Origin of the sequence: Labrys sp. LIt4 (assembly GCF_017813775.1) — a bacterium.
GTDB classification, from domain to species: domain Bacteria; phylum Pseudomonadota; class Alphaproteobacteria; order Rhizobiales; family Labraceae; genus Labrys; species Labrys okinawensis_A.
Map to the genome: position 1 here is coordinate 1 of NZ_JAGIPY010000011.1, position 26682 is coordinate 26682.

General features: G+C 64.8%; 23 protein-coding genes. 3 read left to right on the forward strand and 20 right to left on the reverse strand.

What is annotated here, in order from left to right; genetic code table 11:
* Positions 1-174: 174 nt before the first annotated feature.
* A complete protein-coding gene (locus tag J8I29_RS19715) occupies positions 175-561 on the reverse strand; it encodes a helix-turn-helix domain-containing protein (protein ID WP_209432963.1) in 387 nt (128 codons plus the stop codon).
* 97 nt (positions 562-658) lie between these two features.
* Here J8I29_RS19715 and J8I29_RS19720 point away from each other — a divergent pair, with 97 nt between their 5' ends.
* Positions 659-1636 (forward strand): zinc-binding dehydrogenase, encoded by a 978-nt coding sequence (locus tag J8I29_RS19720; RefSeq protein WP_209432964.1) that lies wholly within the window; start codon positions 659-661, stop codon positions 1634-1636.
* A 9-nt stretch (positions 1637-1645) separates the two neighbouring features.
* Here the strand turns inward: J8I29_RS19720 and J8I29_RS19725 are convergent, their stop codons facing one another.
* The 12 genes from J8I29_RS19725 to J8I29_RS19780 all read right to left on the reverse strand — a co-directional run bounded on the left by J8I29_RS19725 (position 1646) and on the right by J8I29_RS19780 (position 15750).
* A complete protein-coding gene (locus tag J8I29_RS19725) occupies positions 1646-2440 on the reverse strand; it encodes an ABC transporter ATP-binding protein (protein WP_209432965.1) in 795 nt (264 codons plus the stop codon).
* Positions 2441-2450: 10 nt separating this feature from the next.
* Positions 2451-3392 (reverse strand): ABC transporter permease, encoded by a 942-nt coding sequence (locus J8I29_RS19730; RefSeq protein WP_105863436.1) that lies wholly within the window; start codon positions 3390-3392, stop codon positions 2451-2453.
* Positions 3393-3576: 184 nt separating this feature from the next.
* Positions 3577-4548 (reverse strand): ABC transporter substrate-binding protein, encoded by a 972-nt coding sequence (locus J8I29_RS19735; protein WP_209432966.1) that lies wholly within the window; start codon positions 4546-4548, stop codon positions 3577-3579.
* A 292-nt stretch (positions 4549-4840) separates the two neighbouring features.
* Positions 4841-5806: an ABC transporter substrate-binding protein gene (locus J8I29_RS19740; protein ID WP_105863434.1), complete on the reverse strand. Its 966-nt coding sequence runs from the start codon at positions 5804-5806 to the stop codon at positions 4841-4843.
* Positions 5807-6257: 451 nt separating this feature from the next.
* Positions 6258-7955, reverse strand: a complete 1698-nt coding sequence (rpsA, locus tag J8I29_RS19745; protein ID WP_105863433.1) for a 30S ribosomal protein S1 — start codon at positions 7953-7955, stop codon at positions 6258-6260.
* A 313-nt stretch (positions 7956-8268) separates the two neighbouring features.
* Positions 8269-8634 (reverse strand): cupin domain-containing protein, encoded by a 366-nt coding sequence (locus J8I29_RS19750; protein ID WP_209432967.1) that lies wholly within the window; start codon positions 8632-8634, stop codon positions 8269-8271.
* Positions 8635-8834: 200 nt separating this feature from the next.
* Positions 8835-9089 carry a formate dehydrogenase subunit delta gene (locus J8I29_RS19755; protein WP_105863431.1) on the reverse strand — a complete coding sequence of 85 codons (255 nt, stop codon included), beginning with the start codon at positions 9087-9089 and terminating at the stop codon, positions 8835-8837.
* Positions 9079-9981, reverse strand: coding sequence for a formate dehydrogenase accessory sulfurtransferase FdhD (locus J8I29_RS19760; protein WP_209432968.1), 903 nt, complete (start codon positions 9979-9981; stop codon positions 9079-9081). Before J8I29_RS19760 ends, J8I29_RS19755 begins: the two co-directional genes overlap by 11 nt.
* Positions 9982-10232: 251 nt before the next feature.
* On the reverse strand, positions 10233-13064 hold the full coding sequence (fdhF, locus tag J8I29_RS19765) for a formate dehydrogenase subunit alpha (protein ID WP_105863430.1): 2832 nt from the start codon (positions 13062-13064) through the stop codon (positions 10233-10235).
* 18 nt (positions 13065-13082) lie between these two features.
* Positions 13083-14636, reverse strand: a complete 1554-nt coding sequence (locus J8I29_RS19770; RefSeq protein WP_209432969.1) for an NADH-quinone oxidoreductase subunit NuoF — start codon at positions 14634-14636, stop codon at positions 13083-13085.
* Complete coding sequence (locus J8I29_RS19775) at positions 14633-15106, reverse strand: formate dehydrogenase subunit gamma (RefSeq protein ID WP_105863428.1); 474 nt, start codon at positions 15104-15106, stop codon at positions 14633-14635. The genes J8I29_RS19770 and J8I29_RS19775 overlap by 4 nt, the downstream gene beginning before the upstream one ends.
* A gap of 182 nt (positions 15107-15288) precedes the next feature.
* Positions 15289-15750 (reverse strand): hypothetical protein, encoded by a 462-nt coding sequence (locus J8I29_RS19780; protein WP_245197175.1) that lies wholly within the window; start codon positions 15748-15750, stop codon positions 15289-15291.
* A gap of 664 nt (positions 15751-16414) precedes the next feature.
* On the opposite strand from J8I29_RS19780, the gene J8I29_RS19785 reads away from it, so the two are divergent.
* Positions 16415-17455 carry a PfkB family carbohydrate kinase gene (locus tag J8I29_RS19785; protein WP_209432970.1) on the forward strand — a complete coding sequence of 347 codons (1041 nt, stop codon included), beginning with the start codon at positions 16415-16417 and terminating at the stop codon, positions 17453-17455.
* A 2-nt stretch (positions 17456-17457) separates the two neighbouring features.
* Here the strand turns inward: J8I29_RS19785 and J8I29_RS19790 are convergent, their stop codons facing one another.
* The 6 genes from J8I29_RS19790 to J8I29_RS19815 all read right to left on the reverse strand — a co-directional run bounded on the left by J8I29_RS19790 (position 17458) and on the right by J8I29_RS19815 (position 24112).
* Entirely contained in the window at positions 17458-18000 is a 543-nt protein-coding gene (locus J8I29_RS19790) for a DUF2569 domain-containing protein (RefSeq protein WP_209432971.1), read from the reverse strand.
* Positions 18001-18171: 171 nt separating this feature from the next.
* Positions 18172-19356, reverse strand: coding sequence for an ATP-binding cassette domain-containing protein (locus tag J8I29_RS19795; RefSeq protein WP_209432972.1), 1185 nt, complete (start codon positions 19354-19356; stop codon positions 18172-18174).
* A gap of 215 nt (positions 19357-19571) precedes the next feature.
* Positions 19572-20612, reverse strand: coding sequence for a Gfo/Idh/MocA family oxidoreductase (locus J8I29_RS19800; protein ID WP_209432973.1), 1041 nt, complete (start codon positions 20610-20612; stop codon positions 19572-19574).
* 6 nt (positions 20613-20618) lie between these two features.
* A complete protein-coding gene (locus tag J8I29_RS19805; RefSeq protein WP_105863422.1) occupies positions 20619-21452 on the reverse strand; it encodes a carbohydrate ABC transporter permease in 834 nt (277 codons plus the stop codon).
* Positions 21453-21464: 12 nt separating this feature from the next.
* Positions 21465-22382, reverse strand: a complete 918-nt coding sequence (locus J8I29_RS19810) for a sugar ABC transporter permease (protein WP_105863421.1) — start codon at positions 22380-22382, stop codon at positions 21465-21467.
* A 293-nt stretch (positions 22383-22675) separates the two neighbouring features.
* Complete coding sequence (locus J8I29_RS19815) at positions 22676-24112, reverse strand: extracellular solute-binding protein (RefSeq protein WP_209432974.1); 1437 nt, start codon at positions 24110-24112, stop codon at positions 22676-22678.
* Positions 24113-24531: 419 nt separating this feature from the next.
* On the opposite strand from J8I29_RS19815, the gene J8I29_RS19820 reads away from it, so the two are divergent.
* A complete protein-coding gene (locus tag J8I29_RS19820; RefSeq protein ID WP_209432975.1) occupies positions 24532-25803 on the forward strand; it encodes an ROK family transcriptional regulator in 1272 nt (423 codons plus the stop codon).
* Between the two features lie 7 nt (positions 25804-25810).
* Here the strand turns inward: J8I29_RS19820 and J8I29_RS19825 are convergent, their stop codons facing one another.
* Positions 25811-26584, reverse strand: a complete 774-nt coding sequence (locus J8I29_RS19825) for an SDR family NAD(P)-dependent oxidoreductase (protein WP_209432976.1) — start codon at positions 26582-26584, stop codon at positions 25811-25813.
* Positions 26585-26682 lie beyond the last annotated feature (98 nt).

Genomic DNA, 26682 nt, shown 5'->3' on the forward strand with positions numbered 1-26682 from the left:
TCCCCCGCAGCTATCTTGAATCACTTCTCAATCGATTTGGGAATCCAACGATTCAACCAAAAATCACCCTGCTCTAAAGCGTTTTGTGATTTGATTGAATCGCCTCAAATCGCAAAGACGCGTCGAACCAAAGAGCAAGAGCAAACAAGCGTTCACACCTGAACGCGCTTTGCTCTAAGTCACCCCCATCTGCCGTACCGGCCTGATGATGCAATCCCGCGTCTGGTCGAGTTCGTCCAGTTCGGCGGCGTGCCGCTGCCCCCAGTCGCACAGGGCCAGCAGCACCGGCTCGAGGCTCTGGCCGAGCGGCGTGGCCGAATAGTCGACGCGGGGCGGCACCTGCCGGAAGATATCGCGGTGAACCAGGCCATGCTCCTCCATTTCGCGCAATTGCTGGATCAGCACCTTCTGGCTGATCTCCGGCACCAGCCGCTTCAGTTCGGAAAGGCGCTTGGGACTGTCGAGGAGATAATACAGGATCACTGCCTTCCAGCGGCCCGAAATCACCTTGAGGGCCCGCTCGACGGGCAGCATGGGCAGGCGCTTGGTCAGCTCCGTCATGGTTACCTTCAGGTCTGTATGGCACGAAAGAGTGTGTAGAGACGCAACGGAGAATATCACACAACCGGGCCATTCGAGACCAGCACCCGGTGATCCCATGCAAGCCATCCGTTTGAGCCGCTTCGGCGCGCCCGACGTCCTCGAGCCCGTCGAGCTGCCCGTTCCCGTTCCCGGCGCCGGAGAGGCCCTGATCCGCGTGCGGGCCGCCGGCGTGAACTATTTCGAGGTCCTGATGCGCCAGGATCGCTATGCCGTGACACCCGACCTGCCGATGGTGCCGGGTGTCGAGGCCGCCGGTGTGGTCGAAGCATTCGGCCCCGGCGCTGCCGGACCGGCTCCCGGCACGCGGGTGGCGGCGCCCCTCTTCGCCATGGGCAGGGCCGGCGGCTACGCCGATTATGTCACTGCCGAAGCTGCCGCGCTGGTGCCGCTCCCGGACGGCCTGTCCTTCGAGGCGGGCGCTGCCCTGATGGTGCAGGGATTGACCGCCCTTCATCTCCTTCGCCGCAGCCCGCCGCAGGGGAAGTCGATCCTGGTCAACGCCGCTGCCGGCGGCGTGGGATCGCTGCTGGTCCAGCTCGCCCGCAGTGCCGGCGCGCGCCAGGTGATCGCCGCTGCCGGATCGCCGGAGAAGCTCGATCTCGCGCGATCCCTGGGGGCGGACGCGGCTGTCGACTATCGCAGCACCGGCTGGGTCGACCAGGTGCTGGCGGCGACGGCAGGGGCGGGCGTCGACATCGCCTATGATCTCGTCGGCGGGCCACAGACCGCCGCCTGCCTGGGTGCGCTCGCCCCGGCCAGAGAACTCGTCTGTGCGGCGATGGGGCGGTTCGAACTCGGCAAGCGCGAGATCGAAGCCCTGCTGGGGCGCAACCAATCGCTGAAAGGCTTCGCCCTCCTGCCTTTGCTGACGCCCGGCACGCTGTACGCCGATCTCGGCGATCTCTTCGTTCAGGCCGCGGCGGGGTCGCTCAAGGTCGTGATCGGTGGCCGCTTCCCCCTGGCCCGGGCCGCCGAGGCGCATGAAAGCCTGCAATCGCGCCGGAACGTCGGCAAGGTGGTCCTGGTCCCCTGACGATGTGTCTCAGCCCAGCAGCAGGCTGTCGTCGTCGAGCTGTTCGCCACGCACCTTGCTGAACAGCTTGAGCAGGTCAGGAACATCGAGGCCCTTGCGATGCTCGGCATCGAGGTCGAAGGCGACCTGGCCCTCATGCAGCATCACCGTACGGGTGCCGTAGTCGAGGGCATGCCGCATCGAATGGGTCACCATCAGCGCGGTGAGCTGCTGCTCCTCGACGATCTTGCGGGTAAGCTCCAGCACGAAATCGGCAGTACGCGGATCGAGCGCCGCCGTGTGCTCGTCGAGCAGCAGGATCTTCATGCCGGTCAGCGTCGCCATCAGGAGGCTGACGGCCTGGCGCTGGCCGCCGGAGAGCAGGCCCATGGAATCGCCCAGGCGATTTTCGAGGCCGAGGCCGAGTATCGAGAGCTTGTCGCGGAACACCGCGCGGCGGGCGGCGCCCAGGGAGGAGCCGAGGCCCCGGCTGCGGCCGCGCGCGAAGGCCAGCGCCATGTTCTCCTCGATCGACAGCCTCTCGCAGGTGCCGGCCATCGGATCCTGGAACACGCGGGCGATCAGGCTGGCGCGGCGCGGCGTCGGCCAGCGCAGGACGTCGACACCCTCGATGACGATGCGGCCGCGCTCGGCCTGGGCGTCGCCGCTCAGAACGTTCAGCAGGGTGGATTTGCCGGCGCCGTTGGAGCCGATCACGGTGACGAACTGGCCGGTGGGGATGGTCAGCGACAGCCCGCGCAAGGCGCGGTTCTCCAGCGGCGTGCCGCGCCCGAAGGTGACGTGGATGTCCTTGATCTCGATCATCGCCGCCTCCTTACTTGGACGCTGATTTGGGGGCGGGCGAGAAGATCGCGCGCAGGCGGGGGAACTGGCTCGGCAGGATCAGCGCCAGGCCGACCAGCACCGAGGTCACCAGGTTCTGGTCGCTGGAATTGAGGCCGATCGAGCGCGACCATTCGGAATTGAGCGCCAGCGCGATGGCGAGGCGATAGAGGATGGCGCCGACGATGCAGGCGATCAGCAGCCAGGCGATCGAGCGGGTGCGGAACAAGGTCTCGCCGAGGATCACCGCGGCGAGGCCGCCGACGATCGTGCCCGTGCCAAGCGTGATGTCGGCAAAGCCGCTGGTCTGGGCGAACAGGGCGCCGGCGAGCGCGACGAGGGCGTTCGAGATCGCCATGCCGACATAATTGTGCATCTGGGTGGAAACGCCCTGGGCCCGTGCCATGCGTGGATTGGCGCCGGTCGCCCGCATGGCGAGGCCGAATTCGGAGTTGAGGAACCAACTGAGCAGCGCCCAGACGATCAGGACGATCACGCCGAGCATCCAGACTTTCAGCTGATAGGAGGGCGGTGCCCAGCCGAAGATCGCCGTCAGATGGTCGCGCGTCCAGGTCACCAGCGTTTCCTGGTTGAGCAGCGGGACATTGGGCTTGCCCATGATGCGCAGATTGATCGAATAGAGCGCCGTCATGGTCAGGATGCTGGCCAGCAATTGCAGAATGCGGAAACGGATGTTGAGCCAGGCCGTCATCGCGCCGGCGAGGCCGCCGGCAATAATGGCCAGCGCCGTGGCCGAGAAGGGATCCAGGCCTGCCACGATGCCGGCGGCGGCCGTCGCGGCGCCGAGCGGATAGGAACCGTCGACCGTCAAGTCGGGAAAATCGAGCACCCGGAACGACAAAAATACGCCCAGCGCGATCAGCGCATAGATCAGGCCGATTTCAATCGAACCGATAAAAGCGAATAGGCTCATGCATCAATCCCAACACGAGAGCGGGTCACGGATGAATTGCGGCAGCCCTGCTGCTCGACCGACAGAGCGCGTCATTGCGAGCGTAGCGACGCAATCCAGAGCCGGAAGGCGGGGTACACAGGTCTGTGGATTGCTTCGCTACGCTCGCAATGACGCATGAGTCAATCACTACCGCCCGCGGATTCTACTTTGCGACGTCCTTGGCACGCGCCAAGACGGCCGGCGGCAGGGGAGCCCCCATCTTCTCGGCCGCCTTGGCGTTGACGACCAGGCTGACGCCCCTGGAATTCTCCACCGGGATATCGCCGGGCTTTTCGCCCTTCAGCACCCGGGCGGCGACATGGCCGGCTTGCCGGCCGATCTCGAACTGGTCGAGGCCAAGAGCGGCGACGGCGCCACGCCCGACGCTGTCGGGATCGCTGGCGAACACCGGCAGGCGGCTGTCGAAGCCGACCTGCAGCACCGATTCAAGGGCGGAGACCACCAGATTGTCGTTGGGGATATAGATCGCATCGGCCTTGCCCACCAGATTCTGGGCGGCCGCACCGACATCGGAGGATTTGGTTGCGGGCGAAGGCAGGATTTCCAGCCCGCGTTCGCCGGCCAGCTTGCGCAGGGCCTCGATCACCGACAGGCTGTTGACCTCGCCGGAATTATAGACGACGCCCACCACCTTGGCCTTGGGCAGGACTTCCTTGATCAGGTCGAGCTGCCCGGCTGCGGGCGGAAAGTCGCTGACGCCGGTGATGTTGCCGCCGGGTTTGTCGAGGGTCTTCACCAATTGCGCGCCGAGCGGATCGGTCACGGCGGCGAAGACGACGGGGATGTCCTTGGTCGCCGCGGCGACGGCCTGGGAGGAGGGGGTGGTGATCGGCACGATCACCGCCGGATCTTCGCCCACGAATTTCTGGGCGATCTGGGCTGCGGTGGCCGGGCTGCCCTGTGCCGATTCATAGAGCACGGTAATGGCCTCGCCCTCGGCGTAACCCTTGTCCTTGAGGCCCGCCTTCACGCCCTCGCGGATGGCATTGAGCGAGGGGTGCTCGACGATGGCGGTGATGGCGACCGTCGGCTTGTCCGCAGCGGCGGCGCCCGTGATCGGTGCGAGGCTGGCGAGAAGGACGGCGGCAAGGCCGAAGGAGCGGAAAGTGGTCATGGCGCGGCTTGCTCGGAATGGTTGATCTTGGGATTGTTCAGGAATAAGCGCCTGTCTTCGCAGCGTTGCGCCGCCCCTCACCCTTACCCTCTCCCCGTAAACGGGGCGAGGGGGCTTCGGCGTTGCGTTTGTGCCGAAACAGTCCCATCTCGCCCAACCGGAGAGCGAGATGAGAGTTTTGAGGATGAACCGCGAGGCCTGCGCCCCCTCGCCCCGTTTACGGGGAGAGGGTAAGGGTGAGGGGCAGCACGACGCGGAATTATCCCTGAACAGGCTCTTGCGACGATCCGGATTACTTTACGACGGTCTTGGCCTTGGCGACCAGATCGGCCGGCAGCGTCACGCCCATCGGGCCGGCGGTCTTCTGGTTGAGGAAAAGATCGGTGGCCGAAGGAAAGGCGACCGGAATGGCGCCGGGCTTCTCGCCCTTGAGGATGCGGACCACCATCTCGCCGGCCAGTACGCCGGACTTGAAATAGTCGACGCCGATGGAGGCGACCGCGCCGCGTTCGACGCCGTTGGTGTCACCGGAGAAGACGGGAATCTTGTTCTCGGTGCCGACCGTGATCACCGCTTCCAGGGCCGAGACCACCAGATTGTCGGTGGGCACGAAGATGGCATCGGCCTTGCCGATCAGGCTCTGCGCCGCGGCGCCGACATCGGCCGACTTGGTGGCCGGCGCCTCGATCGTCTCGAAGCCGAGGGCAGCGGTTGCCTTCTTCATATTCTCGAGCTGGACGACCGAATTGGCCTCGCCCGGATTGTAGATGAAGCCGATCTTCTTGGCGCTGGGCGCGACCGCCTGGATCAGCTTGAGCTGGTCGGGCATCGGGGTTGCGTCGGTCACGCCGGTTACGTTGCCTTCGGGCTTGGCCGGATCCTTGACGAGCTGGGCAGCGACAGGATCGGTCACGGCGGTGAACACGATCGGAATGTCCTTGGTGGCGGCCAAGGCGGCCTGGGCCGACGGCGTGGCGATGCCGACGATCACATCCGCTTTCTCGCCGACATATTTCTGGGCGATCTGGGCGGCGGTGGCAGGGCTGCCCTGTGCCGTCTCGAACTGGAAGGTGAGGGTGTCGCCATCCTTGTAGCCGGCATCCTCCAGGGCCTTCTTGACACCGTCACGGGCGGCGTTGAGGGCCGGATGCTCGACGATCGAGGTCACGGCCACGGTCTTCTTGTCGGCAGCGAAGGCCACGCTGCCGAGGAGGGCGAGTGCCACGCCGGCTACGAGTGTCAAACGATGGATACGCATATGGTTGTTTCCCCCTTGCTCGCGAATTTCCCGCCGGGTGGCGGCCATTCGGGGCTTGCAAGGCACAACCGATCAACCAAACGCTGCGGCAATGCAAGATGCTCATGCGCTGGAAAGCGGAAAAATTCACCAAACATGCAAGGGCGCCAGTCTAACCGGCCTTTTTGGAAAGATTGTTAAGCTGGGGGGCGCCAACGCGAAATCTTGCCTGTGCATCGTTGGCGCCGGCCTTGCAGGCCAAGCAGCTTTTGGCTGCGCGGCATAGGGCTGGCTGTGCTTGCTCGGAGTGTCGACCTCCTGGTCGATATCTTTCATGCCGGCACGCACATCGTTTCCGGGAATGTCGATCTGGAGATCGACACTCCAAAAATGAAAGGGCGCGAACCCCGTGAGGTCGCGCCCTTTCCCAATCGTGGTGGTCCAGAAGCCGGCCGGAGGCCGGCACTCCGGCTTACTTCTTCTCGGTGCGGGCGCGCAGCGCAGCGCCGAGAATGTCGCCGAGCGAGGCGCCGGCGTCCGAAGAGCCGTAAGCGGCGATCGCTTCCTTTTCCTCGGCCATTTCGAGGGCCTTGATCGAGACCTGGACCTTGCGGGCCTTGCGGTCGAACTGGATGACGCGGGCGTCAACCTTCTCGCCGGGTGCGAAGCGCTCGGGGCGCTGATCGGCACGATCGCGGGCCAGATCGCCACGGCGGATGAAGGCCGTGAGGTCGGTGCCGGTGATCTTGACGTCGATGCCACCTTCCTTGACGTCGGTGACTTCGCAGGTGACGACCTGGTTCTTCTTCAGTTCGCCGGCATCGACGAAGGGGTCACCCGCGAGCTGCTTGATGCCCAGCGAGATACGCTCCTTCTCGACATCCACGTCGAGCACCACGGCCTTGACCATGTCGCCCTTGCGGAAGTCGTCGATGACCTGCTCGCCCGGACGGTTCCAGTCGAGGTCGGAGAGATGGACCATGCCGTCCACATCGCCGTCGAGGCCAATGAACAGGCCGAACTCGGTCTTGTTCTTGACTTCGCCTTCGACCACCGAGCCGTTCGGATGCTTGTCGGCAAAATCTTCCCAGGGGTTGGAAAGGGTCTGCTTGAGGCCGAGCGAAATGCGGCGCTTGATCGGGTCGACCTCGAGGATCTGCACTTCCACTTCCTGCGAGGTGGAGACGATCTTGCCGGGGTGGACGTTCTTCTTGGTCCACGACATTTCGGAGACGTGGATCAGGCCTTCGATGCCCGGCTCCAGTTCCACGAACGCGCCGTAGTCCGTGATGTTGGTGACACGGCCGGTGAACTTGGCCTGCAGCGGGTACTTGGCGTCGATGCCCAGCCACGGATCGGCCTGGAGCTGCTTCATGCCCAGCGAGATGCGGTGCGTCTCGTGGTTGATCTTGATGATCTTGACCTTGACCTGCTGGCCGATGGTCAGAAGCTCCGTCGGGTGGTTCACGCGGCGCCATGCGATGTCGGTGACATGCAGGAGGCCGTCGATGCCGCCCAGGTCGACGAACGCACCGTAATCGGTGATGTTCTTGACCACGCCGTCGACCACCTGACCCTCTTCGAGGTTCTGGACGATCTCGTGACGCTGCTCGGCGCGGCTCTCTTCGAGGACCGTGCGGCGGGAGACGACGATGTTGCCGCGGCGGCGATCCATCTTGAGGATCTGGAAGGGCTGCGGAACGTTCATCAGCGGGGTGACGTCGCGGATCGGACGGATGTCGACCTGGCTGCGCGGCAGGAAGGCCACGGCGCCGTCGAGATCGACGGTGAAGCCACCCTTGACCTGGTTGAAGATGACGCCGTCGACCTTTTCATTGGCCTCGAACGACTTCTCCAGCTTGATCCAGCTCTCTTCGCGGCGAGCCTTGTCACGCGAGATGACGGCTTCGCCCAGAGCGTTTTCGATGCGCTCGAGATAGACCTCGACGACATCGCCGACCTTGAGCGCGCTGTCGCGGCCCGGGCCGTTGAATTCCTTCAGAGCTACGCGGCCTTCGGTCTTGAGGCCGACATCGATGACCGCAAGGTCCTTCTCGATGGCAACGACAGTACCCTTGACGACCGAGCCTTCGGCCATATCGCTGGTGCCGAAGCTCTCGTCGAGCATCGCAGCGAAATCTTCACGCAGCACGTTTTCCTGTACGGACATATGTTTTCCTGGCGCCGGCGGTTGGTGTTGATCATCGTTTCCGGACTGCGGCAGGGTTGCTGGCGCAACCACAGGCGGGGTGTTTTGAGAAAAAACACACCCGGCCGGCGCAAGGCCCGCAAGGCGGAAACGTCTTTCTGGTCTATTGTCGAACGCCCGTCTCATCAGCGATGACGGGTTGAGCGTCAGATGGGCGGTTCCATATCAAGATGGAAGGGGCGGAGCAAGGCGAAACGCGATTTTTTGGCGTTTCCGGCCCGGAATCCTGCAAGAAAACGCCGGTGGGCGCAGCTGACCGGCGAGCGAGCGCCGATTATTCCGCCATCGCCTGCTGGAGCACGCTCGGAGCGCCCGTGCGATAGTCCTCGCGCAGGGGATGGAAGACGTCCATCGTCCGGCACTCCGTCAGGGCCCGGCCGGAATGCGCGGTGTTTGGCGGCACCACGGCGACCATGCCCGGCTTGAGCACGGTGGTTAAGCCGTCCACGGTGATTTCCAATTCGCCTTCGAACTGATGCACCACCTGTTCATGCGGATGGGAATGCAGCGGCAGCGCGGCCCCGGCCTCGATCCGCCAGAGCACGAAGGTCATCGCGCCCGAATGGATGAAACGGCCGTGGAAGCCGGGAATGACCGTGCGCGGTTCTATCTTGTCCCAGTCGAAGAGGGTGTCGGGCATGGAAATCCCCGGGGATGCCTGCGGTCCAGGTAGTCGCTCATCCCCAGGTCATTCCGGGCGCGCGACCATGAAATGCCGTGATGCAGACCCGGAACCATTTTGAAAATGAGCTCTCGTCTTGCGGTCCGGGGTCTGCGATGCGGTACTCCGTACCGCATCGCGTCCGGGATGACCCTGTGAGCAGTGATCGATTCCGGAGTTCACGCCTTTTCGCGCAGGCTTTCCAGGGCCTTCCTGACCAGGGGATCGATGCCCTCGCCGCCGGCGTCCAGATGCGCGAAGATCCGGTTGCGCATGCGCGGTTCCCAGAATTTGCGGATATGGTCGGCAATGCCGGGGATCCGTACGTCCTCGCGCTGGGAGGCGAAGAACAGGCCGATCTGATTGGCCATCCTCACCAGCTTGGCGACCGGGTCGTGTGCATGGCCCTCATGCACGGATTCATCAGGCGACATGGGCGAGTTTCTCCGGAACGATGCGGTGAGGATGGGTGAAGATCTCGAAGCCGTCGGAACGGGCCACACCGATCAGGGTGATACCTGCTTCGTCGGCGGTGCGGATGGCGAGGGCCGTGGGGGCGGAAACAGCGGTGACGATGGGGGCACCCATCATCGCCGATTTCTGCACCATCTCCACCGAGATCCGGCTGGTGAGGACGACGATGCCCGCAAGTGTTTCCGGCTGCGCGGACGTCTCGTCCGCTCTTGGCTCCGCTGCGCCTACGGGCTGGGAAGATGCAGACAGGATGTCTGCGCTCCGATGACGAGCCAGGGCTCCCGCCAGCTTGTCGAGCGCATTGTGCCGGCCGACATCCTCGCGCAGGGCGACCAGGCCGTCCGCCTTGGTCCAGAAGGCGGCAGCGTGCACGGCACGTGTCTGGTGGTTCAGCGTCTGCGCGGGCGCGAGCGAGGCGAGGGCGGCTTCGATGTCGGCCGGGGACAGTTTGAGATCACCGGTGACCGGTTGCGGTTTGCGCACCGCCTCGGTCAGGCTGTCGATGCCGCACAGGCCGCAGCCCGTGGGACCGGCCAGCATGCGCCGGCGGGCGGCGAGCGCGGCGCCGCGATCGCCCCTCAGCCATAGGCGCAATTCGACGCCTTCCTCGTAATCGACGCGTTCGAATTCGGTGACGTCGTCGAGCGAGGCGACGATGCCTTCGGTAAGAGAGAAGCCGTAGGCGAAATCCTCGAGGTCGACGGGGCTGGCCATCATCACGGCATGGGAGCCGCCGTCATAGACCAGGGAGACGGCCGTCTCTTCCGGAATGGTGCGCTCGCCAGGGGTGAGCACGCCATCCCGCCAGGCGAGGCGGGAGATGGTACGGACGGGAGGCGGCTGTCTGGTCATGAAATTTTTTGTGCTCCGTTCCTCAAAAGCGAGCGTCGCGCTGCCCCTCACCCTTACCCTCACCCCGTAAACGGGGCGACGGGGCGCAAGCGTTGCGATTGGTCCTCCGAACTTTCATCTCGCCCTGCTGTTGGGCGAGATGAGAGGTTTTCGGCATGAAACTCGACATTTGAGTCCCCTCGCCCCGTTTACGGGGAGAGGGTAAGGGTGAGGGGCAGCACGATCTTCTCAGACCATGCTGCCGCAAAACCTCACTCCGCCGCGATGCGGCGCGAATTCATCGCCATCGTCGCATATTCGTTCTGCCATTCGGTCGGGCCGTTGGACGGCATGACCTGGACCGCCGTCACCTTGTATTCCGGGCAATTGGTTGCCCAATCCGAATAGTCGGTGGTGATGACGTTGGCCTGCGTGGAGGGATGGTGGAAGGTGGTGTAGACTACGCCCGGCGCCACTCGGTCGGTAATGGTGGCGCGCAGCGAGGTCGAGCCCGAGCGGCTTTCGAGCCGCACCCAGTCGCCCTCGCGCACGCCGCGCTGCTCGGCATCATGGGGGTGGATTTCCAGCACATCCTCTTCGTGCCACAGCGAGTTCTCGGTGCGCCGGGTCTGCGCGCCGACATTGTACTGCGACAGGATGCGGCCGGTGGTGAGCAGCAGCGGGAAGCGTGCGCCGGTGCGCTCGTCGGTCGGGACATATTCGGTGACCATGAAGCGGCCCTTGCCGCGCACGAAATGGTCGATATGCATGATCGGCGTGCCCTCGGGCGCCTTGTCGTTGCAGGGCCACTGCACCGAGCCGTCGCGCTCCAGCTTCTCGTAGGAGACGCCGGCGAAGGAGGGCGTGAGGCGGGCGATCTCGTCCATGATCTGCGAGGGATGTTCGTAGGGCATGGGGAAGCCCATGGCTTCGGCGATCAGCAGCGTGATTTCCCAGTCGGCATAGCCGGCCTTGGGCGACATCACCTTGCGCACGCGCTGGATGCGGCGCTCGGCATTGGTGAAGGTGCCGTCCTTCTCCAGGAAGGAGGAACCGGGCAGGAAGACATGGGCGTAATTGGCGGTCTCGTTCAGGAAGAGGTCCTGCACGACGACGCATTCCATCGCGGCCAGGCCCGCCGTGACATGCTTGGTGTCGGGGTCGGACTGCACGATGTCCTCGCCCTGGACATAGAGGCCGAGGAACGAGCCCTCGACGGCGGCGTCGAGCATGTTGGGAATGCGCAGGCCCGGTTCCTTGTCGAGCTGGACGCCCCACAATTCCTCGAAGGCGTGACGCACCTCGTCGCCGGCGATATGGCGGTAGCCCGGCAGCTCATGCGGGAAAGAGCCCATGTCGCAGGAGCCCTGCACATTGTTCTGGCCGCGCAGCGGGTTCACGCCGACGCCGCGGCGGCCGATATTGCCGGTGGCCATGGCAAGGTTGGCGATCGCCATCACCGTGGTCGAGCCCTGACTGTGCTCGGTGACGCCGAGGCCGTAATAGATCGCGCCATTGCCGCCGGTGGCATAGAGGCGGGCGGCGCCGCGCACCAGCTCGGCCGGCACGCCGGTATATTGCTCCACCGCTTCCGGCGAGTGCCTGGGATCGGCAACGAAGGCTGCCCAGTTCTGGAACTCGTCCCAGTCGCAGCGCTCGCGTACATAATCCTCGGCGACCAGGCCCTCGGTGACGATGACATGGGCCATGGCCGTCAGAATGGCGACATTGGTGCCCGGCAGCAGCGGCAGATGGTAGTCGGCCTCGACATGCGGCGTGCGCACGATGTCGGTCTTGCGCGGATCGATGACGATCAGGCGGGCGCCCTCGCGCAGGCGCTTCTTCATGCGCGAGCCGAAGACGGGGTGGCCGTCCGTCGGATTGGCGCCGATGACGACGATGACGTCGCTGTCCTCGACCGAGTCGAAGTCCTGCGTGCCGGCGGAGGTGCCGAAGGTCTGGCCGAGGCCATAGCCCGTCGGCGAATGGCAGACGCGGGCACAGGTATCGACATTGTTGTTGCCGAAGCCGCCGCGGATCAGCTTCTGGACGAGATAGGTCTCCTCATTGGTGCAGCGCGAGGAGGTGATGCCGCCGATCGAAGCCTTGCCGTGCTTGGCCTGGATGCGCTTGAACTCGGAAGCGGTATAGGCGATCGCCTCTTCCCAGCTCACTTCCTTCCAGGGATCGGTGATCTTGGAGCGGATCATCGGCTTGAGGATGCGCTCCTTGTGGGTGGCGTAACCCCAGGCGAAGCGGCCCTTGACGCAGCTATGGCCGCGATTGGCCTTGCCGTCCTTGTAGGGCACCATGCGCACGACTTCCTCGCCGCGCATCTCGGCCTTGAAGGCGCAGCCGACGCCGCAATAGGCGCAGGTTGTCACCACCGAATGCTCGGGCTGGCCGATCTCGATCACCTTGTTCTCGGTGAGCGTGGCCGTCGGGCAGGCCTGGACGCAGGCGCCGCAGGAGACGCATTCGGAATCGAAAAAGGCCTCGTTCATGCCCGGCGACACCCGGCTTTCGAAGCCTCGGCCGGAGATCGTCAGCGCGAAGGTGCCCTGCACTTCCTCGCAGGCACGCACGCAGCGCGAGCAGACGATGCATTTGGAGGTATCGAAGGTGAAGTAGGGGTTGGACGTATCCTTGTCGAGACCGAGATGATTGTCGCCCTCATAGCCGTAGCGTACCTCGCGCAGGCCCACGGCACCCGCCATGTCCTGCAATTCGCAATCGCCATTGGCGGCGCAGGTCAGGCAGTCGAGCGGGTGGTCGGAGATGTAGAGCTCCATCACTCCCTTGCGGATCTCGGCGAGGCGCGGGGTCTGAGTCTTCACCTTGATGCCCGGTGCCACCGGCGTGGTGCAGGAGGCGGGCGTGCCGTTGCGGCCCTCGATCTCCACCAGACACATGCGGCAGGAGCCCCAGGCGTCCATCATGTCGGTGGCGCAGAGCTTGGGGATCTGCGTCCCCATCTCCATGGCGGCGCGCATGATCGAGGTGCCTTCGGGCACGGTGATTTCCTGGCCGTCGATGGTCAGCGTGACCATTGTCTCCGACTTGGAGAGCGGCGTGCCGTAGTCGACTTCGTGGACGAGGGACATTGACTGTCTCCTTGGCGATTATTCGGCGGCGATGCGCTGAGGCGTGCCGTGGAAATCTTCGGGGAAATGGCGGATGGCCGAAAGCACGGGATAGGGCGTGAAACCGCCGAGGGCGCAGAGCGAGCCGAACTTCATGGTCTGGCACAGGTCCTCGACGATCGCGATGTTGCGCGCCACGTCCTTGCCGGCGATGATCTTCTCGATGGTTTCCTTGCCCCTGATCGCGCCGATGCGGCAGGGCGTGCACTTGCCGCAGCTTTCGATGGCGCAGAATTCCATGGCGAAGCGGGCCTGGCGGCGCATGTCGACGGTATCGTCGAACACCACGATGCCGCCATGGCCGATCAGGCCGTCCTTGGCCGCGAAGGCCTCGTAGTCGAAGGGCGTGTCGAAGAGTTCGCGCGGGAAATAGGCGCCCAGGGGCCCGCCGACCTGGACGGCGCGCACCGGCCGGCCGGTGAAGCAGCCGCCGCCGATGTCGTCGACCAGTTCGCCCAGCGTGATGCCGAAGGCGGTTTCGAACAGGCCGCCATAATTGAGATTGCCGGCGAGCTGGATCGGCATGGTGCCGCGCGAACGGCCCATGCCGAAATCGCGGTAGTGCTCGGCGCCCTGCGCCAGGATGATCGGCACGGTGGCGAGGGAGAGCACGTTGTTGATCACGGTCGGCTTGCCGAACAGGCCTTTATGGGCCGGCAGCGGCGGCTTGGCGCGCACGGTGCCGCGCTTGCCTTCCAGGCTCTCGAGCAAGGATGTTTCCTCGCCGCAGACATAGGCGCCGGCGCCGGTGCGGGTTTCCATGTCGAAATCATGGGCCGAGCCGAGAATGCCCTTGCCGAGCACATTGGCGCGGCGGGCCTTGTCGATGGCCGCGTTCATCGCCGCGATGGCATGAGGATATTCGGAGCGGATATAGACATAGCCTTTGGTCGCGCCGGTGGCGACGCCGGCAATGGCCATGCCCTCGATCAGACAGAAGGGGTCGCCTTCCATCAGCATGCGGTCGGCGAAGGTGCCGCTGTCGCCCTCGTCGGCGTTGCAGACGATGTATTTCTGGGGGCCGGCGGCATCGGCGACCGTCTTCCACTTGATGCCGGTCGGAAAGCCGGCGCCGCCGCGGCCGCGCAGGCCCGATTTGGTGACCTCGTCCACGATGGCGGCAGGGCCGATGGCGATGGCCTTTTCCAGGCCCTGGAGGCCGCCATGAGCCTTGTAGTCGTCGAGATCGCGCGGATCGACGATGCCGACGCGCGCGAAGGTCAGGCGTGTCTGCCGCTTGAGGAAAGGCTGGTCCTCGGGCTTGCCGACGCGCAATTTATGAGCGCCATCGCCGGCGAAGGCGGCGATCAGGCTGTCGGCGTCCTCCGGCTCGGCCGGCCCATAGCCGATGCGGCCTTCGGGGGTGACCAGTTCCACCAGCGGATCGAGCCAGGCCATGCCCCGGGAGCCGTTACGGATGATTTCGATGTCGAGCTTGCGGGCGATCGCGGCGACCTTGAGGGCTGCGGCGAGTTCGTCGGCGCCACAGGCGACGGCGGCGGCATCGCGTGGAACGTAGATGCGCATGGTCATCGTACGACCTCTTCAAGAGCCTTGTCCAGGCGCTTGGCATCGAGCCTGGCCACCAGACGGCCGTCGATCATCGCGGCGGGCGAGATGGAGCACAGGCCGAGGCAATAGACCGGCTCGAGTGTAACGCGTCCATCCGGCGTCGTCTCGCCGAACTCGATGCCGAGCTTCTCGACGAGGTGATCCGCCAAGGCCTCGCAGCCGGCGGATTGGCAGGCCTCGGCCCGGCAGAGCTTGATGACATGCTCACCGGCCGGTTCCCTGCGGAAATCATGGTAAAACGTCACCACGCCATGGACCTCGGCGCGGGAGAGATTGAGCGCTTCGGCCACCATCGGCACGGCCGGCTCGGGGACATAGCCGAAGGTTTCCACAAAGGAGTGGAGGATCGGCAGAAGCGGGCCTTCCAACGTCTGGCCTGCCGCGATGAGTTCAGCCGCGCGTGCGGTATTCCAATCTTCGTGGGCTGGCATGCCACTCTCTTTCGACTAGTTCCAGAGAGGAAGAATGTGCCCTCGTTCCAAGGCGATCAAGCATCAATTTTCGTCGAACGATAGAGATTTTCTATTAAACTTCGCAGTCACGAGAGACACTGCAAGACGGTTCGATCCGGGACCGTTCCATGGAGGCGGACGATCCCGGATCGCAAGAGGCCTCAATATCGGTAGCAGATGCGTTGACGGCGGATACGCCAGCCATAATCGGTCAAGACCCGCACCCGCCGCCAGCGGCAGGCCGGCGCGTAATCGTAATAACCGTCGTCATAATAGCCGCCATAGCCCCCATAGAGGCCCGGCGTCAGCAGAAGGGGGGCGAGCGCCAGACCGGCACCCCAGCCCCAGCCATCGTCACGCCAGCGCCGGCCGTAGCCGCCGCCATACCAGCGGCGGTGGCCCCAGCCACCGCCCCAACGACGGCCGCTCCAGCCGTCGCCGCGCCAGCGCGATCCGCCCCAACCGCCGCCGCCCCAGTGACGGCCCCCGCCGCCCCAGTTGCCGCCGCCGTGGTGAGGAAAGAAATAGCCGTTGCTGCGCGCTTCGGCCGGACCGTTCGCCGTCATCGTCGCAGCGCCCAGGGTCAAGGCCGCCACGGCGGCCACCAGCAATTTACGAAACATGGAACACTCCTCGGAGAGGTCGTTCCGGCCTTAATCGCACCAGGGCCGGCGGGTAGCCTCTCCACCTGGAAATTACTTTAAGTTAATCATTAAGCCAGAGCAGATGAACTCTCGCTATCAACACCGTTCATGTGGCGTTCATCTTGACGGGTAGGCCCGCCTAAGATCTTGAGATCATAGCCCAAAACAGGGCGCTTGTCATGACGAGACGAGCAGACGGCAGGCGGAATGATATCAACGGTCGCGACGTTTGACTCACGGGTCATTGCGAGCGTAGCGAAGCAATCCAGGGCTCGTAGACGCGGTGCCATAGCTCCTGGATTGCTTCGCTACGCTCGCAATGACGGTGCTCGGTCAAGCATCAATACCGTGGGTATGACTCCAGGACCGGCCCTCACACAACAGCTTCTGCGGGCAGTGGAGAAGCCGCCAATTACCTTCGCCCCTGAAGTCGCCGCAAGTATTCGCGCTGCGATACTACCGCCGGTTGCGACACGGCTGACCACCTCGCCGCCGCAGGCGGCAGGGCGCTGTCCGGCCGCGGCAATCGCGCCATTGCAAATGGCGGCGATTGATTGTTTCTTTTCGCTACAAATAAACTCCAGGCAACAGTGAGTCGCGAAGCGTCTCGCTGTCGGCCGGACATTTCGAACAGGTAGAGGAAATGCAGGGTGAGCGTCCATCCTCGGCGCGTTCCGGTATCGTCACGGCCGGAACCTGGTGCGTCGACGGCAACAAGCTGGTGGAGTATTGGCCGGGCGAGGACGGCCTTGCCGAGATCCTGAACGAGGAAGCGCGCGGTGGCGGATCGGGCTGCAACCTCGCCATCGATATCAAGCGCCTCGATCCGGACATCTGGGTGGAGACGCAGGGCCTGATCGGCGAGGACGAGGACGGGCGCCTGCTCCATGCCGAGGCCGACCGCTATGGCATCGACCGCCGCCGCCTGGTGATGACGCGGGAAGCCCGCACCTTGCACACCGACGCCTATACCTCCCAGCGCAGCGGCCGCCGCACCCATATCTTCAATCCCGGCGCCGCCTCGCTGATGACGCCGGACCATTTCGATTTCACCGACACGAAAGGGCGCATCCTCCATCTCGGTCTGCCCGGCGTGCACAAGAAGATGGACGCCCCCTGGAACGGCGACGCCAATGGCTGGCTCACCGTGCTGCGCATGGCGAGGCAGGCCGGCCTGATCACCAATCTGGAACTGGCCACCGCTTCGCCGGCGCGCCTGCGCGAACTGGTTCGCCCGATGCTGCCCCATCTCGATCTGCTCATCGTCAATGACAGCGAGATGGGCGCGATCGGCGAGGAGGAGACGGTGCGGGACGACCGCACCGTGGTCGAGGCCTGTATCAGGGCGGCGCGCAAGGTCCTGGAGGCCGGCAGCTGCCAGGTGGTGGCGGCGCATTTTCCGACCGGGGCCGTCGCCGTGACCCGGGGTGGCGACATCGTCACGCAGCCATCCATCCGCGTGCCCAAGTCGGTGATCGCCGGTGCCAACGGGGCGGGCGATGCGTTTGCCGCCGGTTTTCTCTACGGGTTCCACGAGGGCTGGGAACTCCGGCGCTGCCTGGCGCTCGCCCATGCCGCGGCGGCGGCATCGCTGCGCTCAGTGACGACCTGCGATGCCGTGGCTCCCTGGCGCGAATGCCTGGCCCTTGCTGACGAATGGGGCTGGAACGACGGAATAGGCTGAGGTCAGAAAATCTCACCGATCTTGCGGTCGACGACTGCCTCCCGCGTGCGGAAGGTATTGGCGACACGGCGTGAGCGATGAAAATACGGGATCCAGATTGCAGCTGCGACGACGACTTTGGTGAATTCCCTTCCCCATTTCTCGGAACTAATCGATCCTCCGGTGAGAGCCGCGACGCGATAATCGACCAATATCTCCACCACGGTCGCCACGATGGCGAGGATATAGAAAATGGTCATCAGTCTTGGCACGCGCGGCGAATGCGTGAAGATGGAAAACAAGCAGGCGAGAGCGACGCCGATTGTTATCAGTGCGAAGCCGGACGATGCCGCTACGGGCAACCGCAGGGCAATGGCCGTGTTATTCGCGCCGGCAATAATCGCCTTGATGCCTTCCCATTCCTTGACCCCATCATAGAGGTTGTAGATGGTTGACCCGACCGTCAGGATGAGGCTGATGATCGGAAGGATCAGCCAGCCACCGATGCCGCGTGGGCCATCCTGCGCCTGAGTGGGTACCGTTATGCTCTCGCTTGAATGGGCCATGTTATCCCCCTGCTACCGCTAGGGATCATAATCGAACGGCTTGCTTCATTTGTGCAACTCCACACGATCCGCGTCCTTGCGATCTTGCACGCCGGCCGGACCGCAGCATTCGGCTTCCTGCGGCTGGTGGTGGCAGCCGAGCTGGCTTTCGAAGACGCCTGAGCCGGGCTCCTATCTGAGGGCAAGGCCGGTGTCGGGCGCGAAGAAGCGGGCCTGGCCCATGTCGACGCCGATCTCGATATGGTCGCCGCGTTCGGGCAGGCGGGCCGGCTCAACCCGCGCGGTGATGCGGTTGGCCGCGCCGGCGCCCGCTTCCGATCCGGTCGCGAGCCGCCCGGTCCCGGCCACCGCCGAAGCGGCGGGCAGGTCGAAGAAGACGTAGGCGTCCGCCCCCGTCATCTCGGTGAGCAGCACCTCGCAGGACAGGCCTTCCCCGGCCGGAACCGGCAGGCGGAAACTCTCGGGCCGCAGGCCGAGAATGACGTCGCGCCCCTTGAAGGCGGCGAGACCGGCATTGGCCTGAAGCAACCCAGCCGGGAGAGGCAGGCGCAGCGCGGTGCCGGCGATCGCCGCGAAGGCGGCGCCGGCCTCCTCGCCGAGGCGCACACTGAGGAAGTTCATGGCCGGCGAGCCGATGAAACCGGCGACGAACAGATTGACAGGATTCTCATAGAGTTCGCGCGGCGGGGCGCATTGCTGAAGATTGCTCTCGCCCTCCTTCGTCACCGGGCGCAGCACGGCGACGCGGTCGCCCATGGTCATCGCCTCCACCTGGTCATGCGTGACATAAAGCGTGGTGACGCCGAGCTGGGCGTTCAGCAGCTTCAATTCGGCCCGCATCTGCACGCGCAGCTTGGCGTCGAGATTGGAGAGCGGTTCGTCCATCAGGAAACATTGCGGGTCGCGCACGATGGCCCGGCCCATGGCGACGCGCTGGCGCTGACCGCCGGACAGGGCCCCGGGCTTGCGCTTGAGCAGATGGGAGAGGTCGAGGATGCGGGCGGCCTTTTCCACCTTTTCCCTGATCGCCGCCGGCGGCACTTTGCGCTGGCCGAGGCCGAAGGCCATGTTCTCATAGACGTCCATATGCGGGTAGAGCGCATAGTTCTGGAAGACCATGGCGACATCCCGGTCGCCGGGGTCGGCATTGGTGACGTCGCGCCCGCCGATCAGCACCTGGCCTTGCGACAGGTCCTCCAGACCGGCCGCGCTGCGCAGCAGGGTCGACTTGCCGCATCCCGAAGGGCCGACCAGCACAAGGAATTCGCCGTCCCTGACATCGAGATCGACATTGGCGAGCGCCAGCGTGCCATCCGGGAAGCGTTTACCGACGGATTTGAAGGAGAGAGTTGCCATCAAGCACCTGCCTTTGGGGTGGACGCGACCTCCACCCTTCCCTCGAGGTATCGGCACTTCCTCTTGGAAGTGCCTGGGGTCGACGCGAAGCGTCGGGGTGGGGTGTTTGCGCGACTGAGTTGCATCGATCTCGATCTCATTGATTGCCGAGGTGGCGGTTCTCACCCCACCCCGGCCCTTTGGGCCGACCCTCCCCCTCGAGGGGAGGGTATCGGTCAGGCTTTCGCCAGCGTCACCGCCTTGCCGCTGGCGGCGGCCTGCTCGATGGCCGCGAGCACGCGCGTGACCTTGAGGCCATCGGTGGCATCGGCCAGCACGGCGGTGCCGGTGGTGACAGCATCGACGAAGCGGGCGATGGCCTCCATCACGAAGCCGCCGATGCGACCGCCGGCGGCAGGCGTCACCCCGAGCAGGTCGGCGGTCTTGAGGCCGGCGCCGGCATATTTGCGGAAGGCGCCGTTCTGGGCGGTGTCGAGCTGCAGCGAGCCCTTTTCGCCGACGATCTCGGCCCTGAAGTCGAAAACCAGCGGCAGGTCACGCGGCAGCACCCAGCTGTTCTCCAGCGTAGCGACGACGCCATTGTCGAATTCGAGCAGCGAGATATGGACATCGGCGGTGTCGACGCCCTGGGCGGCGAGATGGCCGCGGCGCGCCATTGCCTGCACCTTGACGACATCGGCATCCAGCATGAAGCAGAGCGCATCGACCGCATGGCTGCCCAGGAACCACAAGGCAGAGGAGCGGCTGGCCCAGGACAAGAGCTCGAAGGGCACGAAGACGGTGTTGGAGAGCCGGGCCGAGGCATGCAGCGGCTTGCCGATCTCGCCTTGGGCGATCGTCTCCCTGGCGGTGTGGACGGCCGGATTGACGCGGTTGTGGAAGTCCACCATCACCTTGACCCCGCTCCTGGCGGCGGCTTCGGCGATGGTCTCAGCTTCGGCGAGCGTGGTCGCCAGAGGCTTTTCGCTCATGACATGCTTGCCGGCCTCGATGGCCGCCAGCACGATTTCGGCATGGGCGAAGTCGGGCGTTGCCACCGTCACCGCCTCGACATCGGGATCGGCGATGAGGGCGCGGAAGTCCTGATAGACCTTCTTGGCTCCGAACTGGCGCTGCATCTCGGCGGCCCGTTCCGGATCGAGATCGCACACCGCTGCAAGCTCGGCGCCGGGAATGGCATTCAGCGTCTTGCAGTGGAAGGAGCCCCACAGGCCGGCGCCGACGACACCGAAACGGGCGGATTTGAGGGTAGACATCAACAATTATCCTTTGACAGAACCGAAGGTGAGGCCGCGCACGACATAGCGGTCGAGCGCGAGGAAGATGATCATCGGCGGCAGCATGGCGGCCAGCGCCGCGGCGCCGATGAAGCCCCAGGTCACGCCGGCCGTGCCGAAATATTGCAGCGTGCCGACCGGCAGGGTCGCCGTCGCCCGGTTGGCCAGCACCAGGGGAAAGGCGGCGTTGTTCCAGGCGAAGACGAAGGCGAACATCGAGGTGACGATGATGCCGGGGCGCACCAGAGGCAGCACGATCTTGAGCACGATGGCTGGCGTCTTGGCGCCGTCGACGCGCGCCGCTTCCTCGATCTCCACCGGCACCTCGTCGATGAAGCTCTTCATCAGCCAGATCGAGAAGGGGATGGTCAGCGTCTGCATGATCAGGATCATGGAGAAATAGCTGCCTTTCAGGCCCACCGAGCTCGCCAGGATCGAATAAGGGATCAGGAACGCCACCGGCGGGGCCATCAGGAGGCCGAGATACCAGAGCATGATGTTCTTGCGGCCGCGGATGCGGAAGCGTGACAGGGCGTAGGCCGCCGGCAGCGAGAAGGGCAGGTTCAGGAGCACGGCGCCGACGGCGACGATCAGGCTGTTGACGAGCTGGGGCAGGTTGTTGCCCGGGTTGCCGAAGGTGTAGTGCAGCGAGGTCCAGTCCGGCTTGAAGGCCAGCACCGGCGGCATGGTGAAGAAGGTGTCGGAGGGGCGGATCGCCAACAAAGCGAACCACAGGATCGGACCGATGAAGAAGGCGAGCAGCAGCAAAGTGAGCGCATAGCTTATCGCGGTGCCGGCCAGTTTCTTGCCCTTGCGCATGGTCGGCTCCTCCTAGTCCAGGTCTTTGAAGGCGAAGAAGACGAACAGGCCGATGATGGCGTTGACGATGACAACCATCATCCAGGTCATGGCGCTGGAGAGCCCGATGTTGAAGTCGACGAGGCCCTGCTGGTAGAGGCTGTAGCCGAGCGTTCGGGTGGAGGATCCCGGCCCGCCCTTGGTCAGCACCAGCACGAGGTCGAAGGTGTTGAACAGCTGCATGAAGCGCAGCATCACCACGATCAGCGCCGTCTTGCGGATCAGCGGCAGCTTGATGCGTACCAGCATCGCCCAGGGCGAGGTCTTGTCGAGGCGCGCGGCCTCGATGATGTCGGGCGGCACCGAAAGCAGGCCGGCATAGAGCACGATGGCGAAGAACGGCGTCCACTGCCAGATGTCGGCGAACAGGATGGCCCAGAGCGCGGTGCTGCCGGAGCCGAGCAGGCCCTGCGCCGGCAGCGGGATGCCGGCCGAGGACAGCATCCAGGGGATCAGGCCGCCATTGGGATCGTACATGTAGCGGAAGAGGAAGCCGACCACGATCGGGGCGATGGTGGTCGGCATGATCAGCAAGGCGCGGGCGAGATTGAGCCCGGGCAGCTTCTTCACCAGCAGGAGCGCGATGGCCAGGCCCAGGCAGAACTCGATGGCGGTGCCCACCAAGGTGAGCAGCAGGGTGTTCTTGAGGGCGCCCAGGAAGAAGGAATTGGAGAACGCCATCTCGTAATTGCCGCCACCGATATAGCCCATCGGCACCGGGCTCATCTGCAGGTTCCAGAAATAGAAACTGTTCTTGAGCGCGAAGAGCAGCGGGAAGGCGATCAGGGCCAGCAGCAGGATGATCGAGGGGCTGATCAGGAGATAGGGCAGAAAGGCCGGCACCCGGCGCTTCGGCCGGGCCGGGATGGCTGATGTTTCGGCGATGGTCATGGCATTGCCCTCGCTGGTATCGCTAATTTTCAAGCGCCGCGCAGCCCCTCACCCTTACCCTTTCCCCGTAAGAACGGGGCGAGGGAGTGGCAGTCGTCGCGCGAGGCGACAACCGTGCCGAATACGGAGCAGCGTCAAAGTCCCCCTCGCCCCGTTCTTACGGGGAGAGGTCCGCACTTGCTTTGCAAGTGCGAGGGGTGAGGGGCAGCACAAAGCTGTCCGAAGACCACGACCCCCCATCATGAAAACGGCACGGCCCGCGCGGTGGGAGACCCGGCGGGCCGTGCCCACTCTCACGCGAGCGAGGCTATCAGGGCCTTGGTCGCGTCGAGCGTGTCGTCATAGGTGGGCTGCTTGTAGGGAATGAGGAAATTGCCGGTCAGGATGTTGGAGAAGAAGGACTCGGTGTCCTTCAACGCGGCATCCGGCGCGGTGTCGCCCGACAGCACCTTGTTGAGGTTGAGGCCGTAAATGCCTTCGAGCGTGGTGTAGACGGGGCAGGGCGGGCGCACGATCTTGCCGTTGCCGCGCTTGAGATCGGCGATCTGGGCGGGCAGATAGGGATAGATCTTCAGCAGATCGGCATCCTCGTAGAGCGAGGGGCGGGCAAAGTCGGAGAACTGGTGGCCATATTTGGTGTAGAGCGCCATGGCCTTCTGCGTCTTGGCCGAGGTCGCCCATTTGATGAACTTCCAGGCCCCATCCTTGTTGGCGGTATTGGAGGGGATGCCGAGGCTGTGGCCGCCGATCGAGACCACCTGGTCCTTGCCGGGCGAGCGGGGCAGGCGGGTGATGCCGAGCTTGTCGGCCACTACCGAATCCTTGCCGGACATGTAGCCGTCCTTGCGGCAGAGATAGGAATAGGGCGTCCACCAGTAGAACATACCGACATCGCCCTTCGCGAAACGCATACCGGCATCGAACCAGTTGTAGCCGATCGCCTCGGGCGGGGAGTTCTTGTAGAGCTCGAGGAAGAGCTTGAGAGCTTCGACATTCTCCGGCGTGTTGATGGTGGGGGTGAAATCCCACTGGCCGGTGGGGAACTGCTTGAACCAGCGCACGCCGGAGCTGGCGGCCAGCTGGGTGTACATGTGCACGATGGGCGCGGGCTGCTGGCCGGCGAGCACGGTGCCCGCCATCTTCTTGCCGTCGAATTCCTTGCCGTTGAGCTTCTTGACGATGTCGAGATAGTCGCTCCAGCTCCAGGAGCCGTCCTCGGGGATCTTCACGCCGGCGGCGTCGACGAAGTCCTTGCGGTAGAGCACGCACTGGCCATAGGTCGCCACCGGCAGCGTGCCGACCTGCCCGCGCCAGGTGTTCATGGAGTAGAGGACCTCCGGGACGAAGTCCTTGATGTCGGTGTCCTTGTCCGCCTTGATGAAGTCGTTGAGCGGCAGGATCCAGCGGCTCTCCAGATATTGGCCGAGCCACATCTGGTCGACGGAGATGACGTCGGCGTCCGGCTGGTTGGAGATGAAGGACGAGGTGAGGCGGGCCTGCAGGGCTTCCAGCGAGATGCTCTCGATCTGCAGCTCGATGCCGGTCTCCTGCTTGAACTGGTCGGCCAGGCCCTGGATGGCATAATAGAAGGGATCGCCCGCCAGCAGCACGCGCAAGGTCTTGCCCTGCGCGGCGGCCCGCCCGGCATTCAGGCCCAGGGCGGCGGCGCCCGCAAGGGCGGCCGTGCTGCGAAGCAAGGCGCGGCGCGAGATTTCGGGTGTCGTAACCATGCTCGTTCTCTCCTCTGATGTCGGTCTGATGGTGCAGTTCTTGTTGTTATTGTCGTGAGGATCCGAAGCGCGGCGCGGCAGGAGCCGCTCGCCGGCATCGGCCGATTGTCGGGCCTCGAACCAGTTGGAGGTCTCCGGACCGGCACCTCTCTGACGACCGGGTTGTTGAATCTCGCCGGTTTCTCTCTAATATGTTTGATGCTCACACAAACTAACTGTATCGTCAAGGTGAACTGTTATGGTCGGAGTGTCGACCTCCGGCCGACATGTCCATTCGGAGGTCGCACGCCAACCACGCCCACTCGGCGGAAGGCGACGTATTGGAGGACATTCCGGCGCGCCGGTTCTAAGAATGGGCAAGCGATTCTCTTCCGCGGCGACCGTGCGTGCCGTGGCTTTTCAGTCCGGGACGGGTGGTCATGGCGTCCGATGATAGGTTTTCGTCCGATGGCGAACGCGGCGGCCTCGCCGCGCTGAACGATCTGTTCGACGACACGCCGCGCCTCGAAGCCCGCCGGCAGGGCCTGATTTCCTCGACCTCCATCGGGCTGGCCAATCGCGGCCGCGTGCTGCAGGTCCTGTTCGATCTCGGCCCGACCAGCCGCGCGGAACTCGCCCGGCATGTCGGCGTGAACCGCGCCACCATCACCGGCATCATCCAGCCCTTGATCGACCAGGGCATCCTGGTGGAGGGCGAGCCGCTGCCCTCGAAGGAGGGAGGCGGCAAGCCGGCGCGGCCGGTCTGGTTCGCCGAGGATGCCGCGCCGATCTGCGCGGTCCTGCTCATGCATGACGGCGTGCATTGCTGCCTGGTCTCGCTGGACGGCACCATAACCGCGGAGGTCCGGGCGGCCTTTCCCGACGGGGCCGCGACGGTGGAGCCCCTGATCGACATCCTGTTCGGCTGTGTGGGACAGGTCCTCGATCTCGCCCATCGTCCGCCCCTCGGCATCGGCGTGGCGGCCGGCGGCATGATCGACACCGACAGCGGCACGATCGTCGCGGTCAATCTGGCGCCGCTGCTCGACGGCTTCCCCCTCGGCCCGGCTTTGGCGCGCCGCTTCGGCCTGCCCGTGCGGGTCGACCACCATCCCCGGGCCTTGCTGGTCGGCGACCGCTGGTTCGGTATCGGGCGCGGCCGGCGCAACTTCGCGGTCATCTATACCGGGGACGTGCTGGGAGGCGCCATTTTCCTGGACGGCCATCTCTATCGTGGGCCGGCCGGCGCGGGCGGGGAACTCGGCCATACCTTCGTCCAGGTGGACGGAGCGGCCTGCCGCTGCGGGCGCAGGGGCTGCTGGGAGACGATCGCCACCCTGGGCTGGCTGCGCCGCGAGGCCCGGCAACGTCATCTTTCTTCGGCCGAAACCATGGATTCGCGCAGCCTCGCCGTGCTGGCGGCCGAGGAGGGGAGCGCGGCGGCCGGCCTCCTCGATCTCTATGCCCGCAACATCGCGATCGGAATCGCCAATCTGCAGCAGACCATGGCGCCGAATTTCTTCGTGCTGCATGGCGATGTCGCCGGCGCGGGGACGGCCCTGCTGGAGGCGATCGCCGCTCATGTGCGCGACCTCGTACCCTGGCGTCCTGGCAACGATATCCAACTCGTCATGGGGGACCTCGAAGACCGGGCGGCGCTCAAGGGAGCCGCCGGCCTGATTCTCTCTGAGTTGCTGCATTTCGCGCTGTGACGGCGGATCAGCCCATATAGACGCCGCCGGTGACGTTCACGGCCTGGCCGGTCATGAAGCCTGCGCCCTCCGAGGCGAGAAAGGCGACGAGAGGGGCGATATCTTCGGGCGTTTCGATTCGTCCGAGCGGGGTCTGCGCGATATAATCGGCGGTCACGGCCTCCGGCGTGATGCCGCGCAGCTTGGCTTCCCATTCGATCTCGCGCTCCTGCATCGAGGTACGCACGAAGCCCGGGCAGACGCAGTTGACGCGGATGCCGTGCGGCGCCATCTCGCGGGCGATCGCCTGGGTCCAGCCGACCACGGCGAATTTGCTGGCCGAGTAGTGCGCCAGGAGCGGGGCGCCGACCTTGCCGGCCAGCGAGGCGGTATTGACGATCACACCCTTGCGGCCCGCTGCGAGGAAATGGCGGACGGCGGCCTGGTTGGTCAGGAAGATGCCGCGGATGTTGACATCGAAATTGAAGTCCCATTCCTCGTCGGTGAGATCGACCACCTTGTTCATGGTCGAGACGCCGGCATTGCCGATCAAGAGGTCGTAGCCGCCCCAGTCCTGAACGATCGTGGCAAAGGCCGCCTCGACGGAGCTGCGCTTGCGGACGTCGATGGCGATGCCGCGATGGTCCCCGCCCAGGCTTGCCGCCAGTTCCGAGGCTCGCTTGTCATCGAGGTCGGCCACGGCGATCCTAACGCCCAGGCCGGCCAGGTGGCGGGCGATGGTTGCGCCGATGCCGGAGGCGCCCCCGGTTACGATTGCCCGTTTTCCAGCCAGATCCTGCATCGATATGTTCCCGCTTGTGAATGATTTTCTAACATATTGAAACACAATCGAGCATGATCACACAAGCGTAAATCTGAGCGCGACGGCATCGGCTTCGG

Coding starts and splice junctions, on each gene's coding strand:
- J8I29_RS19760 (WP_209432968.1), bottom strand. CDS start 9,981: ATGACCAGACAGCCGCCTCCCGTCCGTACCATCTCCCGCCTCGCCTGG.
- rpsA (WP_105863433.1), bottom strand. CDS start 7,955: ATGTCCGTACAGGAAAACGTGCTGCGTGAAGATTTCGCTGCGATGCTC.
- J8I29_RS19825 (WP_209432976.1), bottom strand. CDS start 26,584: ATGCAGGATCTGGCTGGAAAACGGGCAATCGTAACCGGGGGCGCCTCC.
- J8I29_RS19810 (WP_105863421.1), bottom strand. CDS start 22,382: ATGACCATCGCCGAAACATCAGCCATCCCGGCCCGGCCGAAGCGCCGG.
- J8I29_RS19780 (WP_245197175.1), bottom strand. CDS start 15,750: ATGTTTCGTAAATTGCTGGTGGCCGCCGTGGCGGCCTTGACCCTGGGC.
- J8I29_RS19740 (WP_105863434.1), bottom strand. CDS start 5,806: ATGCGTATCCATCGTTTGACACTCGTAGCCGGCGTGGCACTCGCCCTC.
- J8I29_RS19800 (WP_209432973.1), bottom strand. CDS start 20,612: ATGTCTACCCTCAAATCCGCCCGTTTCGGTGTCGTCGGCGCCGGCCTG.
- J8I29_RS19755 (WP_105863431.1), bottom strand. CDS start 9,089: ATGTCGCCTGATGAATCCGTGCATGAGGGCCATGCACACGACCCGGTC.
- J8I29_RS19790 (WP_209432971.1), bottom strand. CDS start 18,000: ATGGCCCATTCAAGCGAGAGCATAACGGTACCCACTCAGGCGCAGGAT.
- J8I29_RS19770 (WP_209432969.1), bottom strand. CDS start 14,636: ATGACCATGCGCATCTACGTTCCACGCGATGCCGCCGCCGTCGCCTGT.
- J8I29_RS19715 (WP_209432963.1), bottom strand. CDS start 561: ATGACGGAGCTGACCAAGCGCCTGCCCATGCTGCCCGTCGAGCGGGCC.
- J8I29_RS19795 (WP_209432972.1), bottom strand. CDS start 19,356: ATGGCAACTCTCTCCTTCAAATCCGTCGGTAAACGCTTCCCGGATGGC.
- J8I29_RS19805 (WP_105863422.1), bottom strand. CDS start 21,452: ATGCGCAAGGGCAAGAAACTGGCCGGCACCGCGATAAGCTATGCGCTC.
- J8I29_RS19730 (WP_105863436.1), bottom strand. CDS start 3,392: ATGAGCCTATTCGCTTTTATCGGTTCGATTGAAATCGGCCTGATCTAT.
- J8I29_RS19815 (WP_209432974.1), bottom strand. CDS start 24,112: ATGGTTACGACACCCGAAATCTCGCGCCGCGCCTTGCTTCGCAGCACG.
- J8I29_RS19820 (WP_209432975.1), top strand. CDS start 24,532: ATGGCGTCCGATGATAGGTTTTCGTCCGATGGCGAACGCGGCGGCCTC.
- J8I29_RS19750 (WP_209432967.1), bottom strand. CDS start 8,634: ATGCCCGACACCCTCTTCGACTGGGACAAGATAGAACCGCGCACGGTC.
- J8I29_RS19785 (WP_209432970.1), top strand. CDS start 16,415: ATGCAGGGTGAGCGTCCATCCTCGGCGCGTTCCGGTATCGTCACGGCC.
- J8I29_RS19735 (WP_209432966.1), bottom strand. CDS start 4,548: ATGACCACTTTCCGCTCCTTCGGCCTTGCCGCCGTCCTTCTCGCCAGC.
- J8I29_RS19775 (WP_105863428.1), bottom strand. CDS start 15,106: ATGCCAGCCCACGAAGATTGGAATACCGCACGCGCGGCTGAACTCATC.
- fdhF (WP_105863430.1), bottom strand. CDS start 13,064: ATGTCCCTCGTCCACGAAGTCGACTACGGCACGCCGCTCTCCAAGTCG.
- J8I29_RS19720 (WP_209432964.1), top strand. CDS start 659: ATGCAAGCCATCCGTTTGAGCCGCTTCGGCGCGCCCGACGTCCTCGAG.
- J8I29_RS19725 (WP_209432965.1), bottom strand. CDS start 2,440: ATGATCGAGATCAAGGACATCCACGTCACCTTCGGGCGCGGCACGCCG.